Raw genomic sequence first — 16,285 nt, 5'->3', positions numbered from 1 at the left:
CCCGGCCGGCGCGCCGCACCCGAGGGCAGGAAAGCCACTTTCCTGCCCTGTGAGGGCCGGAAAGTGGCTTTCCTGCCCTCCCCCGGCACCCGCCCGCCCAGGCACTACCGTCCCGCGAGGTAGCGGCGGATGCCCGCCACCATCTCCGCCTCCAGCTCGGCGGTCGTCAGGTCGATCTCGTGGCCAGGGCCGGAGGGGCGGCGCGGGGTGAGCCGGTCGACCTCGACGCTGTCGAGGGTCGCCGCCCCCACGTACCGCTCCCGGAACGCCGCGAGCGTGATCGGCTCCGGCGCGCCGTCCCAGGTGACGGAGAGGCCGACGATGTCACCGACGGCCGACGCCGGCAGGGCGCCGATCTCGAGCAGGTAGGCCTGCAGCTGCTCGACGGACCCCGTGGGGAGCCCGGTCAGCAGCCGCGCCACCCGGGCCCGCTCGGGGGCCGGTTTGAACAGCTTGGGGTTGTTCTTGACGCTCACGTAGCGACTGAGCCCGCCAGGTCCGACGATCAGGTAGTCCAGCTCCAGCACGTCGGCACGCGCCGTGCCGTCGCGGTGCGCCATCCGGACGGCCACGTTCTTCAGCACCCGCTCCCCGGGCTGCGCGAGCCGCTCCACGACGGGTCGGGCCAGCTCCTCCAGCAGGTGGCCGAGGGCGTCGGCGGCCCACCCTCCGCGGACGTACTGGTGCGGGTCCAGCTCGAACAGCGCCCGCTCGTGGGACTCCGCCAGCCACTGTCCGCGCAGCGCGATCTGCTCGTCGACGACGCGCTCGACCGGCGGGCCGCGCGGCGCGTTCGCCTTCCGCGCGCCGGACGTCACTGGCCACCGCACCGGACGCGGCAGCTCCTCGCCGGGCACGAGCCGGTACTGCCGCTCCCCTAGCTGGATCACGCCGCCGAGCTCGACGTGCGCGGACCCGGCGACCCGCTGCCCGGCCACCCGCACGTCCGGCGCCCGCCTGAACCGCCCAGGCCGGTGCGGGACGACGACGTGCCAGCCGTCGGCCCGCTGCACGAGCACGGCGTGCACCGGCGCGATTCCCGTCTCGTGCAACCAGACGTCGGACGTCACGGCAGAGCCGATCACCGCGGTGGGGCCGCGCACCGCGACGGGACGGGGCCGGGCGAGCTCGACGAGAGCGGCGCCGCGCCCGAGCACCCGGTCCTGCGTGTCCACCCCCTTCGGCGCCAGCACGACAACCCGTTCCATGTCGCCGTCCGCCTGCGTGACGAACAGCCGCGACGACCCCTCGGCCGCTCGCAGCACCGCGTGCCGGCTCGCCCCGACCCGTCGCACCAGGTCGGACACCGTGGTGACGCTCCCCGCCCGGCGCACCTGGCCGACGAGCTCCGCGGCGAGCGCGGCGTCCCACGGCGCGGGACGGTAGAGCGCAGCCACGGTCGGCGCCCCGCTCAGGTCGCTGACCTCGAGGAAGGCGCGCACCGCGAGGCCCGACACCGCAAGGCCCTCGACCGCGGACGCATCCCTGCCGGGCCCGCCGGCCGCGTGCACCCCGTGCAGGGTCTCGCCGCTAGGCCCGACCAGCGGTCCGCCGGAGTTGCCGCCGGCCGACCACGGGTTGCCCTCGACGGTGGTGACGAGCTCCGTCGTGCGGCCGGCCAGCGCGGCGGCGACCACGGCGTACCGGCCGCGCAACCGCTTCTGCTTCGCACCGACGGGGGCGGTGGTGTGCGGGTAGCCGAGCTGCACGACCGCCGACCGCGGACCGATCGGCTCGTAGGACAGCCCCGGCAGCGGCATCCGGAGCAGCTGCGACCCCGTGATCCTGACCAGCGCCACGTCGAGGTCGGCGGCCCGCGCCCGGATGTCGCTCATGTCGTCGGCCGCGCCGACCCTGCGCAGCGCCGCGGCGAGCACGTCCGGGGTGGGCCGCTCGACCACGGTGCCGAGGAACGTCCCCACCCCCGTCCGCACGACGATCCGCCCGTCCGGGGCACGGTCGAGGACGTGGGCGGCGGTGACGACGTACCCGACCGCACCCTCGACCGCGAGCAGCACCCCGGACGATGATTCGACGCCGACCAGCCGCGCCAGCATCGGGTGCGCGTCCGCCCCCAGCACCGGGACCTGCAACGTCGATCGCGACAGCGGGACAAGCGGCGGCGACCGTCCGGGGTGGACGCCGACCGCCGCCCCCAGCGCACGCAGGTCCGGCAGCGGCGCCTCCTCCATCACCTCGCGCTCGTGGAACTCAGGGTGGCGGGTGTGGAGGAGCTCGTGCGCGAACAGCGCCCGGCGCTCGCCGCGGCGCAGCACACCCGCGCGCAGCGCGTCGAACGTGCGCCGGTCCATGTACAGCCAGCCGTCGCCGCCGGCCCAGACGGCGAGGTCACCCGGCCCGCCCACGGCGGCGACCTCGGCGTTGAGCCCGTCGATGACGCACACCCCGTGGCAGCGCGCCGCGTCCAGCTCGGCGGCGGTGAACCCGCCGGTCAGCTCCTGGACGACCAGGTCGTCCGCGGCGAGCCGCAACGCCACCGGCATCCTGGCCACGACGTGCGCGGTCACGGCGGCCTGCCACCGCGTGATGGCCTTGCCGGAGAACAGCGCCGCCCCACCGCGCGGGTCGGTGTGGCGGATGATCGCGCTCAGCGCGCCGAAGTGCTCGGCGACCGTGCCGGGGCCCAGCTCGTCGGGGATCCACGCCCCATCCCGGTCGGTGACCAGCCGGCGAGCGGCCCGCAGCGCCTGCAACCGCGCTGCCCGGTGCGTGTTCCGGACGTTCTCCGCGGTCGGCTCGTGCACCTTCGTCGCGACGACCACGGTCGGCCGGGTCGCATTGCGCCACGACGGGCCCGGCTCGCTGTCCAGGCCGAGGTAGCGCAGGTGCGACTTGATCCCCCGCAGCAGCGCGGCGTCGGTGCCGCCCGTCCGGATGATCAGCGCGCCACCGAGCCGCAGCGCCTCGGCGGCCGTCACGAGTGCGCTGTCCCGCAGCCCCATGAACGTGCGGACCGGGACCTGGTCGAAGACGATCTCCGCGAAGTGCCCGGCCGGCAGCGTCAGCGCCGCCATGTCGGCGAGGACGTCGGGTCGGGCCGCCTCGACCGTGTGCACCGACGTGTCGCGCTCGGACAGCGGCGGCATCCCCGCTGCCCGCCCGCCACCGACGACGAGCCGGGGCGACGTCCGGCCGCCGCGCGCCGGCAGCCAGCCCGAGAGCAGCCCGCCCACCGGCATCTGCCGGTCGGACCGCTCCGCGAACCACTCCGCGTCGTCGGGGTGGCGCAGGTGCGCGAGCTGGTGGCGCACCGTGGTCCGCGCCGCCCACGAGCCGGACCACAGCGCCTCGACGAGCCGCGCGTCGGCGACGATCCAGCCGTCCGCGGCGATGATCGCGAGCCCGCCCCGCACACCGGCCGCCGCAGCCAGCTCGGCCAGGTTCGGGACGGCGCAGAGCCCTCGGCACATCGCGGCATCGCCGAGCTCGACGCCGACCAGCTCGGCCAGCTCGCTCGTGAGGAGCACGACCTCGCCGGCCGCCGGCCTGAGCAGGTGCGCGAGCTTCCGCCGCTGCGCCGCCGTCACCACGGGGTGGTTCTTGAGGAGCCCGACGATCCGCTGTGAGTCCTCGACGTGGCCGAGCCGGGGCCGGCGGAAGTCCAGGTCCCGGTCCTCCGCGAGCCGACCGCCGATGTGGTGCACACGCTCGTGCCGGAGCACCTCGCCCAGCAGCCCGTACTCCTGCATGTGCTCCAGACGCTCGGCCGTCATCGCGATGACCCCGGTGCCGTCGGCGTCGCGCCAGCTGAACGCCCACACCTTGTCGACGAGCGCGGTCGCCTCCTCGACCGTCATCGCGAACCGCTCGTGCAGCTCGGCGATCAGCTCCGCCTCGCTGACGGTCAACAGCTCCTCGTTCTCGGTGAGCTCGACGGGCGGGCCGCGGTTGTGCAGCGCGACCGGGCCCCGCACGCGCTGTCCCGCGCGGCGCTCGCGCAGGCCGCCGAACGCCTGGCGCAGCCGGTAGCGCGATGCCGAGACGTCGCCGTCGGCGAGCGCGCCGCCCCCGTCGATCGCGGGCGGGCCGCTGTTGACCGCGACAACGACGGCCGTGCGGTCGCCGGGGCCGCGACGGGCGGTGGCGGCGTCGACGAGCTGCCGCGCGGCGAGCTGCGGGTCCTGGAACGCGCGGGCGATGTGGATGCTCGCGGCCAGCTCCTGCGGCGAGCCGAACGCCCCGTCGACGCCCTTCGTGACCAGCACGAGCAGCGCGGGCCCCGACACGCTCGCGGAGCCGGTGGTCGGGGTCGGACGCGGGCCGGCGCCCAGCAGGCCGACCGGGTGCCCGCCCGGCGCGACCAGCTCGGTGATCGAACCGTCGGCGCCGACGAGGTAGGCGCGGCTGCCGCCGACCCCCGTCCACGCGATCTTGCTGCCGGCCGTCGTGGGGGCGACGGCCGCGACGAGCAGCCCCGTCGCGCCCGGGCCGGTGGCCGCCCTGACCGCAGCATCGAACGCCGCGGCGACCACCGGCTTCACCCCGGCGCCCTGCTCCTGGGCGGGCGCGCCTGCGGCGACCGCGGCCAGGGCGACGGCTCGCGACTCCTGGACGGTCGACGTCCCGCCGCCGTGGTCCGCCACGGCGGCGACCACCCGCCGTCCGGCCGCTGCGGCGCGCCAGGCGTCCAGATTGATCAACCCGGCACCCCTGGTGGCCGCGCCGAGCGTGTGGTCCGACCGCGGCAGCTCGGGCAGCGCCGAGCCGAGCGCGGCATCGATCGCGGAGTTGGCCAGGATCGCCCGCACGAGCTTGCCGTGGCGGCGCGCGAGCACCCGCCGCGCGATCGTCCGCTCCGGGCCGACCCGTTCGAGCAGGCGGGCCACCCGCAGCAGCCGGGCCTGCAGGCGGGTCTGCTCCGCGCGCACGCGGCGCTGCGCCCCGGTCGCGAGCCGGGCCCGGTAGCGGTCGGCGCGGGCGGCCACCCGCGCCGGGATCGCGGAGTACGCGCGACCCACCCGGCCCGGGAGCACGCGCCCGATCGCGCGGGCAGCGGCGGCGAGGACCTTGCGCAGCATCTTGCTGGGGCCCTCGATCATGTCGTAGCGGCGGGCGACACCGTCGCGCCCGACGATCGTGAACGACCGGTAGGTCCACCGGAAGTCGACCGGGCCGACCCTGATCCCCAGCTGCAGCACCGAGAAGAACCGCAGCAGGTTCGTCGTCGCCAGCGAGAAGTCGTGCGACACCACGAAGTTGACGAGCCTGCGCACCGGGCGGAAGCCGACCGTCTTCGGCCTGGCCACGCTGGGTACAAGCGGCTTCCCGCCCAGGTCGTACTGCTGGAGGAAGATCGCGATGGGGATGTCGCTGCCGCCGATCCGCAGCCACAGCGACGCGCGGAACACCGGCAGCCCGCCGGCCACCCGGCTCGGGTCGAGCATCCGGCCGGACAGCTCGGTGTTGTCCTCGACGATGATCCCGAAGATGACGTCGCCGCTGAGCGTGAGCCGGATCTCGAGGATGTCCGCCAGCCAGCCCCAAAGCGGCATCCACGGCGTGCCGATCGACCACAAGGAATACGTGATCCCGAACGCGCCGGCGCGTTCCACACCGGTCCTGGCGAGGATCTCCCGCAGCTTCGCGAGCCGCTGGCGCAGGCCGACGGCCTTCTTGTCCCGCCGATCCTTGCGGTGCAGCTTGATGTGGAAGAACTCCTGCAGGTAGGCCTGGATCAACGGCCACACCTCGGTCTGCAGCCACTCCGCCACGCCCGGCGCGTACAGCCGCCGCTCGGCCTCGACGCTGAACGAGCGCCGCGGCTTCGCGACGACCACCGCGGTGCTCGCCCGCGCAGCCGTGATCGCGGGGTGCTGGCCGGTCACGGCCGTCCGCAGTGCCGACGCCACGCCGGCCCGCCACGCGCGCAACGTCCCGCGCAGGCGCTGCACCAGCGGCGGGCCACGGGGCCGCAGCGACAGCAGTGCCAACCCGATCACCGCCGCGGCCGAGGTACCCGTCACGACGTGGCCCAGCACCGGGCTGGTGAGCACCGCGAGCAGCGTGTCGAGGAAGCTGCCCCCGCCGTCCCCGCCGCCGGGCACGGCAGCGTGCGCCCTGCCGGTCATGAGCAGCGACAGGAGCAGCGTCGTGGCACCGATACGCGCGATCCGGCGCCAGCCGACCACACCCCGCACGAGGCGCTGCCCGAACCGGACGAGCAGTTGCCCGAACCGGCCGAGCAGCTGCCCGAACCGGCCGAGAGCCGATGGCCGCGCCGGCGGGTCGAACGTCCGCAGCGCTGCGCGCAGCACCACTCTCTCGGCGGGGTTCAGCGTGATCTCACGCTGCCGATCAGCGCGGGCGGCGAGCCGCCACTCGGTGAGGAGGCGCGGCCGCCAGCTGTCGGACAGGAACAGAGCGTGCGCCGACCCGACATCACGCAGCCCGTGGTCGGCGAGCTTCTTGGCGATCGACTTGACCTGCTTCTCGGTCGCGTCGGCCGCGGTCAGCGCTGCCTTCAGGTCGTCGAGCGTCCCGACCCGCAGCCGGGCCACCGCGATCGCGACGAGCAGCGGGACGACGACGATCGGCACGGTCAGCGCCGCGATCGTCGTCGTCGCCGCGGTGACGACCGCGCCGTAGTCGCCGCCGACGGCCACCTGCCGCTCGATCTCGGTGGCGAAGCCGCCCAGCACGGCGGAGCTGAGCGCCGCGCCCACCGCGATGCTCAGCGCCTTCGCGGTGTTGTTGAGCGACGCCCCGGTGGCCCCTTCCATCCACCGGTTCACCGGCATCCGCGCCCAGGCCGAGACGACCGAGCCGATGGTGAACAGCGCACCGAACGTCACCACGTTCGGCACCAGCGCGAACATGCCCGCAGGCACCAGCAGCACGGCCGGGAGCAGCGCCACCGCGACGAGCACGCGCGACTCGCGCACCGGCCCGACGACGGTGTCGCGCCCGAACAGCCGGCCGATCGCGCCACGGCTGCCCAGCAGCTTCTTCAGCGGGACCCACGCCTTCGACACCGTCATCGTCGCCGCGCCACGGACGAGCAGCAGCGCGCTGACGGCGACCGCGATCGCGCCGGGGCTCATCGTCGGGCCGGCGATCCGGACGACCTGGTCGACGAGCGCGGCGCCGAGCGCCGTCGCGTAGAGGCCGGTCAGCATGGTGAGCAGCGGGATCGACAGCAGCCATCGCGCCACCCCGCGCGGGGTGCCGGCGACCTGGCGGAGCATTCCGCGCAGCGCGGCGCCGACGTTCGGCGGCGCGCGCGGCTGGGCGTCGGGGTTCTCGCCGCGCAGCAGGACGAACACGGCAGCTGTCACCAGCAGGGTCACCGCGGAGAGGACCACCATCGTCGGACCGACGCCGACGATGCTCACCCCCTGGGTGATCCCGAGCGGCATGAACAGCTGCGTCGCCCGGAAGGCCGTCTCGTACCCGGAGTCGCGGGAGTCCTTGAGCTCCGCGGCGACCGGGTGGTAGGTGTCCATCCGACCGCGGATCAGCCCGCCGCCCAGCCCCATCACGCCGGCGAGGATCACCGCAGGCAGGAACAGCGGCGGGGAGGGCACCAGCCCGATCATCGCGAGCCCGATCGCGCCGCCGATGCCCAACCCGACGATCACGATCATGTTCTTGATCAGCCGGTCGCCCAGCGCCGCGACGCCGAGCCCGGCCGCCGAGGTGACCGTCGTGCCGGCCGCGCCCTGCTGGGTGATCCAGCTGGGGTCGTCCTGCCCGTAGTGCTTTGCGAACGCCCCCGTGGCGTTGGAGTGCGCGCCCGCGACCTGGCCGGGCAGCGCGCCGGCGAGCCCGGCCAGCGGCGCCAGGAACATCTTCCACTTCAGGATCGCCCAGTCCCGGACGGTCTCGACGTCCTTGCCGTGGAACCCGACCAGCGCCGCGACGGCCGTGCCGTGGCTCGCCGCAGCCCGCTCCTCGCCCTGCGCGGCGGCCAGCTCCCGCTGCGTGGTCCGGATCCGCTGGAACAGCTCGGCCCGCACGTGCACACCCGGCGCGCGGAGGTCGGCCGGCAGCTTCCGGGCCGCCGCCGAGGAGCGCAGGTACGCCCGCAGCACCCCGACCGCGGCGGGGCCGACGCGCACCGTCGCGGCGATGCGGCGGCGCACCGAGCCGCCGCGCAGGTCGTCCAGCAGGGCCGAGAGCCGCAGGCCGGCCGCGAACCGGCCGGGCGCCAGCTGCGCCATCCGCCCGGCCGCGCGGGACTGCGTGCGCAGCGTCTGCAGCTCCTGCCGGATGCCCTCGATCCCGACGGAGGCCGTGCGCGCCGGTGCGAACAGGTTCCAGAGCGTCGCCCGGTCGCCGCGGCGCACCACGACGGGCAGCAGTGCCGTGCGTCGGCCCGCCGCCGTGCCGACCAGCACCGCGTCGCGCAGCCCGGCCCGCAGCACGGCGGCCAGCTGCGGCGCCGAGCGCTGCCCGAGTTTCGGATCGCCCAGCACGCCGGCCGGGTCGCGCAGCAGCGCGGCGACGAAGCCGAACGGGGCCTCGGCGAGCAGCGCGTCGAGCATCGGCGCGAGCCGCACGACCCGACCGGCCGGTGTCCGGTCGACGACCACCAGACCGGCTGCGACCAGCTCGGCGAGCATCCCGCTCAGCTCCGCCCGGTCGGGCAAAGCGGCGAAGTACACCGTGAGCGTCGCCGACTCGCCGACGACCGGCCTGCCGAACCGCGGCAGGAGGACGCCCTGCTCACCGGCGACGAGCACGCGCTGCAGCAGCAGGTCGGCCCGCAGCGGCGCGCCGGGCGGCGGCGCCTCGGCCACCGCCACCGCAGCCCACCCGTCGTCCAGCTTGCGCAGCGCGCGCCCGGCCAGCCACTGCTTCAGCCGCTTGCCGGTGAACAGCACGGAACCCGCGCCGGACAGCACCCGCCGCACCGACGCGCGCACCCCCGTGGAGGCGCGCGCGTCGGCGGCGGCGATCCGGTCGACGATCGAGTCGTTGTCGCCCCGGTGGTGCGCGTGCGGGCGCGTCCCGTCGAGGTGGAAGGCGCGCTCGTGCGCCAGCACCTCGTCGAGCATCCCGGTGCGCCGCAGCTGCGCGAGCCGTCGCGCCGGCACCGCGATCACCGCAACGCCCGACGGGTCGCGCCAGCTGTAGGCGATGAGCCGGTCGGCGATGTCGGCCGCTTCCTCGGCCGTCGCACCGACCGCGCGCAGCGCCTGCACCAGCGCCCGGTCCGTCCTCCCGCCGACGACGAACAGCTCCTCGTCGGCGCGCAGCTCCGCGGGCGGGCCGCGGCTGCGGACGGGGCTGCCGCGCCACCGCACGCCCACACCGTGGTCACGCAGCCGCGCCAGCGCGGCCTGCGCGAGGTTGCTCTGCTGCCGGTTGAGCCCGCCGACGGCGAGCGGGCCGCCGCCGACCCCGCCGCTGCCGGTCACGCCGCCGACCTGCAGGGCGACGCCGGGCCCGAACATCTCCACCGGCCACCGGACCTCGGCGACCCGCTCGGTGTACCCGCGGGCCTGCAGCTGCGCGCGGACCGCGTCGGCGAACGTCCCGCCGGCGCTGGTGGCGAAGATCGCGCGCAGGTCGAGTGCGTACTCGTCGGACGCTGCTGCCAGTGCCGGCGGAAGTGTCGCGAGCGCCGCCGCGAACCCGCCGTCGCGGTCGCCGTGGAGCGTGCCGTCGTGGCCGACCAGCAGCCGTTCGGTGCCCGCGGGCGTGGTCAGCTGCAGCACGACCGGACGGCCGAGCGCCCGCGCGACCAGCCGGACGTTGCCGAGCACACCGTTGATCCGCCGGTCGGTGGCGGTCGCGGTGATCACGACGTCGCGGGCGCGGCGCGGCAGGCCCTGCAGGACGTCCGCCATCGCGCGGTGCGGGGCGGTTGCGAAGGTCAGCGGGTCGGCCCGCTCCGCGGCCGCGGCGAGCTGCGCCAGCGGGACGGCCGGTCCCTCGCTCCACGCGCGGAACGGCGCCGCGCCGCGGCCGCCGAGCAGCCAGCCGCGGTCGTGCAGGCCGGCGATCTCCTGCGCGGCGGCGGCCGCGGCCAGGTCGCGGTCCCAGAGGGTGACGTAGCCGGTGCCGTGCTCGCGGAAGCTGCGGCTGTTGCGGACCAGCAGCGTGCCGTCGGCGCGCACCCAGCCGCGGCGCAGCGTCACGTCGACGGCCAGGTCGAGCGCGATCGTGCCGCCCTTGCCGCCGACGTAGAGGGTGATCTCGGTGCGGGAGCCGGCGGTGCCACCGATCCGGTGCCCGGCCTGGGCGCCGCCGGAGAGGCCCGCGTTCACACCCTGCCCGACGTGGTTGCCGCCGACGCTGCGTCCGAGCGGGAGCAGCTGGGAGTCGGAGACCCCGACGGTGACCCGGACCTCCTTGCGGTCGACCGTCCGGAGCTCCTGCTGGCGGCCCGCGACGAGGGTGCGTGCGCCGGTCGCGGTCGCGCGGAGCACGACGTCGACGAACTGGCCGCCGCGCACCGGGATCCGCACCACCTCGTAGCCGTCGTCGGTGTGCATCCGGCGCAGGAACGCGGTGCGCGCGTTCGCGGCCAGCGCGTGCGCGATGTCGGCCCGGTACTCCTCGGCCCGGCCGCGCCCGATGATCGACCAGCGGCCGAGCTCGGCGACAACGGCGTCGACCAGCGGGTCCGCGATCGTCGTCTCGACGCTGAACGCCGCCGGCAGCTGCAGCTGGCGAGGGTCGGACGCGGGCACCTCGTCGAGCGTGAGAGCGGCATGCAGCGCCGGGTCGAGCGGTGCTCCCTCGCCGCGCTCGACGACGGTGGTCAGCCCGTCGGGGATGAGCCGGACCGCGACACCGCCGAGTTCGACCGGTGCCGAGACCTTCGCGCGTCGACCGGGGCCGCTCTCCCGCTTCGCGGTGATCGTGATCCGCACCGACTGCAGGATCCGGTCGGCGCCGTCGAACGACGCCGTGCCGTCGAGGCGGGTCTGCTGCCCGACCGCCCCGCCGGAGCTGCCGCGGCTGTGACCGGAGCCGAGCTTGGCCTCGCCGCCGCCGACCGGCCAGCCGGCGCTGCCGCTGATCCCGGCCGAGCCGGTGATGCCGGTGCTCGCGCCGTGCTCGCGCTGGCCGTAGCCGTAGTCCTGGATGATCTGGACGACGGTGTCGGTCTCGTCGAGCCGCTGGGCGTCGTCGTGCAGCCGCGCGGCGATCCGCACGGTCACCCACGCGATGCGCGAGCCGCCGGGGAACCAGCGTGCGGTCCGGATGGGGATCTTCACCTCGAACCCGTTGCGCTCGAGCATGGCGTCGAACTTGCCCCACCAGCGCTTGCCGGCCAGGTCGTTGGACAGCCGCTGCCACAGCAGCGGGTCGCGGGCCAGTGCGCCCGGCACGACCTCCTCGACGGCCTTCTGCACCGCCTCGAACACCCGCAGCGCCGGGCCGCCCAGCTCGGTCGTCACCGACTCCAGCGCCGACTGGCCCAGCCCGACCCGGAAGTGCTCCGGCATGTCGACGTACTGCGCCTGCTTCGCCCGCGCGAGCCCGGCGTCGATCCGGTCCTGCAGCGAGCCGCGGGCGCCGGCGGCCGGGTACCCGGGGCGGTTGCCGAACAGCTTGTCGAGCCGGTGGACGAGCGACTTCGCCTCCGCGCCCGACCACGGCGTGCCGCGCTCGGCCCGGACGCGCTGCAGCAACCGGTGCGCGACGGCGTCGTCGAGCACCAGCGTGCCCTGCCGGAACCGCGTGACGACGTCCTCGACCTGCGCCCGCGGCAACGCGAGGAGGCCGCGGGCGTAGAGGTCGACGGCGTCGCGTTCGGGCAGCGCGTAGACAACGGTCGCCTGCGTGGTGTCGGCCTTCTTGCCCGCCTGCACGCCGAGATCAAGGGCCATCGAGTAGAGGTAGTGCCGTCCGGTCTCGATGGTCAGCCGCTCGCGGCCCCAGATCCGCAGCCACAGCCTGCTGAACGCGGTGTTGCGCGACCAGCCGAGGTTGCCGCCGGCGTTCCCGGTCGGCTGCGCGAGCTGGCGCCAGCCGAACGAGCCGGAGAGCCCGAACGACGGCCCGTGGGACGTGCTCGCGTCGGTGCCGTGGCTGCCCAGCGTCAGGTTGATGTCGCCCGTGACGAGGTCGCTGACGCTCAGGAACGTCGAGTCGCCCGCGTTCGCGGTGAGCCGGACCGTCGTGCGGGTGGAGCGGCCGTTGCGCCCGCGCACGGCCAGTGTCGTCTGGTACCCGTCCGTCAGCAGGTCCAGCAGGTGCGCCCGGATCCCGTCGACGCTCACCAGCTCACGCAGGTGCTGCGCCGAGGGCGAGTCCGGCCGCATGCCGGTCCGCGCCAGCCGCTCCAGCATCGCCGCGACGTTGCCGGCGTCGAGCGCGAGCGCGGTCATGCGGTGCAGCACGGCGTCGGTCGTCGGCCGCGCGATGCCGTCGGTCACCGGGTTGTCCGCAGGCATCCAATCGCTCGGCATCAGCAGCCGCGCGGTGCCGGAGGTGCGCCCCAGCTCCAGCGGGCGACCGCGCGCGGCCAGCTGGTGGACGACGATCCGGTGGTTCGCCAGGAACTCCGCAGTTGTTGTGGTGCCTTCGACGAGCGTGACCTGGTTGACCGTGTCGCCGGCCGAGCTGCCCCAGCCGCGGCCGAACTCGTACTTGCCCTCCGGCCCGCCGCCGATCACCCGTCCGCCCTGGACGCCGGCCTTCTTCGGGTCGCCGTCGCTTCCCAGCTGCAGCGCCAGCGACGCCGAGCCCGTGAGGCCGAAGCGGCGCGAGCGCGACGTCGACCGGCCGGAGGTGTTGGAGCCGATGTCGAGCCCGACCATCGTCCACGCGGTGCCGTGGCCCTGGTAGATCAGCTTGTCCCAGTCGACCGTCGCCCGCACCCGGATCGTGACGTGCTCCGGCGAGCGCAGCCGCCGGTAGCGCACCAGCGAGAGCACGAGGCCCTGCTGCGCGAGCTGGTCGTAGCTGGCCGCAAGCCGGTTCGGCGAGAGCAGCTCGGCCACCTCGCGCGCGTTGGACCACTGCGCCATCAGCTCCAGCCGGTTGCCCGACCAGTCCTTCGGGTCGGTCGGCGGCAGCAGGCCCTGCGCACGCAGGTTGCGCTCGACGTCCTTGCGCAACTTCGTGAGGTCGGAGATGTCGCGGACCAGCCCGTGCCCGACCCCGCGGACCTGACCGGGCTTGGTGCCGATGAACGCGGGCTGGGCCTTCCTGCGGCCCTTCGGCGCCTTGCGGTCCAGGTCGTCGCGCAGGCGCGCCGAGCCGTCCTTCGCCGTCCCGGTCACCGCCTGGGCATCAACCTCCAGCCCGTAGCGGTACGCGTCGGACTCCGCCATCCGCACCAGCGCCCGACCCGACCCGGGGATCGGGTCCGGTCCGTCGCCGGAGCGGCCGTCGAGCCACTGGATCCGTACGGTGAAGCCCAGGTCGAGCAGCTGTCCCTGGGTGTGCCCCGAGTAGCGGTGCACGCCCGGGTGGATCGCGACGCTGCTCGCGCTCGCCCCGACCGAGCGCGAGTACGACGCCGAGAACGACAGGCCCAGCTTGAGCGCGAGCCGGCCGAGCAGCCACTTCCACGTCGGGAGGCGGCCGCCGAGGTCCAGCCCGAACCCGAACGAGCGCCCGGCCGAGGTCGAGCCGTTGACCGCCGAGAACGCGACGTGCAGGTCCTCGATGTGCTCCTTCACGCTTGCAGTGCCCAGCAGCTTGCTGCCGGTGACCTCGGAGTTGACGGTCAGCGCCGCGATCGGCCGGCCGCGCCGGTCGGTGATCACCCGCTGCAGCCCGTCCGGCCCGCTCGCCGCCGACAGCCGGGCCGGCAGGTCGTAGGCCAGCAGTGCCTGCAGCTGCGCGCGGGTCAGCGACCCTGCGGGTGCGTCCTTGCCCAACGCCGTCGCGACGTCGTCCACCAGCGCCTGCAGCCCCGACGCGGAGATCACCGCGTGGTTCGGGAGCCCGGCCACCGTACGGGTGCCCGGCACCGTCGCGGGCGGGGCGCGCGCCGCGTAGGTGTGCGGGACCCACAGCCGCAGCACGTCCGCATGCGTTCCGGTGACCTCGCCGGTCGCGCCCCACTCCGGGTGCTTCGCGGTGCGGACGGCGACCTTCCACGTGGTCCCGATCTCCAGCAGCACCGAGTCGCCGCGGTTGTCCACCACGCCGCCGCCGACCGCGTAACCCGCCGCGCCGCCGGTGCTCGACTCGCTGCGGCCGATGTTGACGTTGAGCTTGACCCCCGGCACCGCCGTGAACAGCTTCGCGAACCCGCCCGAGAGCCCCAGGCTGCGCAGCACCGCCGCCGACACCGACGTGCCGCCCTGCGGCAGGCTGCCGATCATCACCTCGGTGGCCAGCTCCTGCGTGGTCACGTCCTCGACGACCGTGCCGGCGTGCCAGCTGATCCGCAGCTCGGCCGGCCGCAGCCGGGTGCCGACGCCGAGCACCAGTCCGTCCTCCGACGCGACCGCGCGGAACTCCGCGCCGATGGTGTCGGCCAGCTCCAGCTCGGTGAACCGGCGCCGCACGCCCATCTCGGCCAGCTTCGCGTTCACCGTTTCCGTCAGCTGCGGCAGCAGCGGCAGGACGTCGGTCGGCACCCCGGCCGGGAACGCCTCCGCCGGCGGCAGCGCCGCCTCCAGAGCCGTCCGGTAGCCGGCGACCACCACCGTCGCCGCCTTCGCCGCCCGCTCGACCGAACGGGTCCAGGCGAGGTTCGGGGTGACCGGCGGCTGCGCCAGCAGGTCCGCGAGCTTGGCGAGCGTGCGCTCCGCCGTCGCGGCGCGCCGGGCCGCGACCCGGTACGCGTCGCGGGTGCGGCCCAGGCGCAGCTGCTTCTCCAGCGCCACGTCCTGGTCCGCCGCCGCCTTGCGGGCGCGCTCGGTGGCGCCGTCGTCCGCCTTGATCTGCGTGGTGCCCGGCACCTTCTGCGCGATCCTGCGCCCGGCCTTCGCGGCGTCCCGCCCGGCGTCGACCGCGCCCTTGGCCTTCGCATTGGCACGCTGGGTCAGCGCCGTGCGGGCTTCGCCGAGCAGCCCGGCGAACGTCGCGACCTGCCCGGCGAAGTGCGGGTCGCGCGTGCCCGAGCGGAAGGCGTCCAGGCCCTCGCCCAGCTCGGCGAGCGGCCCGCCGACGTCGACGCGCAACGCCAGCAACGGGCTCGTGCCGGCCCCGGAGACGGCCGAAGCAGCGACCGCGCCGAGCTGCGCGAGCAGCGCGGCGCCGGCCGGCGTGAGCTCGCCTTCGGCGATCTTCCCGGCGCCACCGTTGACCGTCAGCACCATCTCGCCGACGGCCAGCGCGGCCGGGCGCAGGTGCTGGTCACCGACCAGCTCGCCCAGCGCGTTCAGCACACCCGCCAGCGGCGCGACACCGCCCGCCGCACCGACATGGGCGCCCCACCACGCCGCCGCCTCCGCCTGCAGCCTGGCTTCTCCGGTGCCCTCGGCGGCCCGCGCGGTGAAGCGGGCCAGCACGTCCCGGACCTCCGCCGCCGGGATCTCGACGGCGCCGCCGCCGGCGACCGGCGCAACGAGCCCCGAGCCGGTCCACTCCGGGTCGAGGCCGAGCGCGCCGGCCGCCGTCGTGAGCAGCTCCAGCCCGCGGGTCGTGCCGTCCAGCATCGCGTTCAGCTGCGCGAGCAGCTCGCGCGCGCGGGTGACGTCCGCCGGGCGGCCGCGGCGCAGCTCGACGAGAATGCCCGCCAGCTCAGTGGTCGCGGCGCCGGCCGCCTGCACCTGCGCGGGCGTCCAGCCCGAGGTGGCCGCGGCCAGCGCGGTTGTGACCGCCGCTTCCTCGCTGGTCAGCGTCACGACGGCGGGCGACCACCCGGTGCGTGCCGCGAGCGCTTCCGCCGGCACCCCGCGATCGGCGGCCTCGACCACCGCTACGACCAGCCCGTCCTGCGCCGCCTGCTGCTCCGGCGGCCCGGCCTGCTCCAGCGCCGCCACCGCGCCCCTGACCGGGCGCAGCAGCTGCCGCCGCTCCCACCGTCCGGTGATCGCCGCGCGCGTCCGGCCCGGGAGGCCACGCAGCCCGGACCGCTCGCTCTTGTAGTCGTCGAGGCGGGCCGCGACCGCGCGGCGGGTGAACCCGCCGAGCGCGGCGTCGTTGAGCACGGTCACCGTGACGGCCCGCTCGGCCTTCTTGGCCGCGTCGAGCGCGTCGCGTTCGGTCTGCGTCGCTGTGCGCAGCGCGTCACGCTGCTCGTCGGGGGTGAGACCGCGCAGCTTCGGCAGCTCCGCGCGCACCCGCTCGTCGAGCGCTGCGGAAGCCTGCTCGGTCGTCGCGCGAGCGTCGAGGAGCGGCGCCAGCGTCTTGCCCAGCCGGCCGGGCACCCGCGGAGCCCGGATCGTGTGCAACGCGCGCTCGG

General features: G+C 75.5%; 1 protein-coding gene (only partly in view). It reads right to left on the bottom strand.

Annotated features, from left to right (window positions below; translation table 11 throughout):
* Positions 1–104: 104 nt before the first annotated feature.
* A protein-coding gene (locus LL648_RS12585; protein WP_232662680.1) for a preprotein translocase subunit SecA crosses the window boundary here: on the bottom strand, positions 105–16,285 show its 3' end. The gene runs 16,285 nt beyond the window's last position; only the last 16,181 of its 32,466 coding nucleotides appear in the window; its start codon lies beyond the right edge, outside the window; the stop codon is at positions 105–107.

Origin of the sequence: Pseudonocardia sp. TRM90224 (assembly GCF_021245725.1) — a bacterium.
Taxonomy (GTDB): Bacteria; Actinomycetota; Actinomycetes; order Mycobacteriales; family Pseudonocardiaceae; genus Pseudonocardia.
This window is presented reverse-complemented; position numbering and strand designations above follow the sequence as displayed.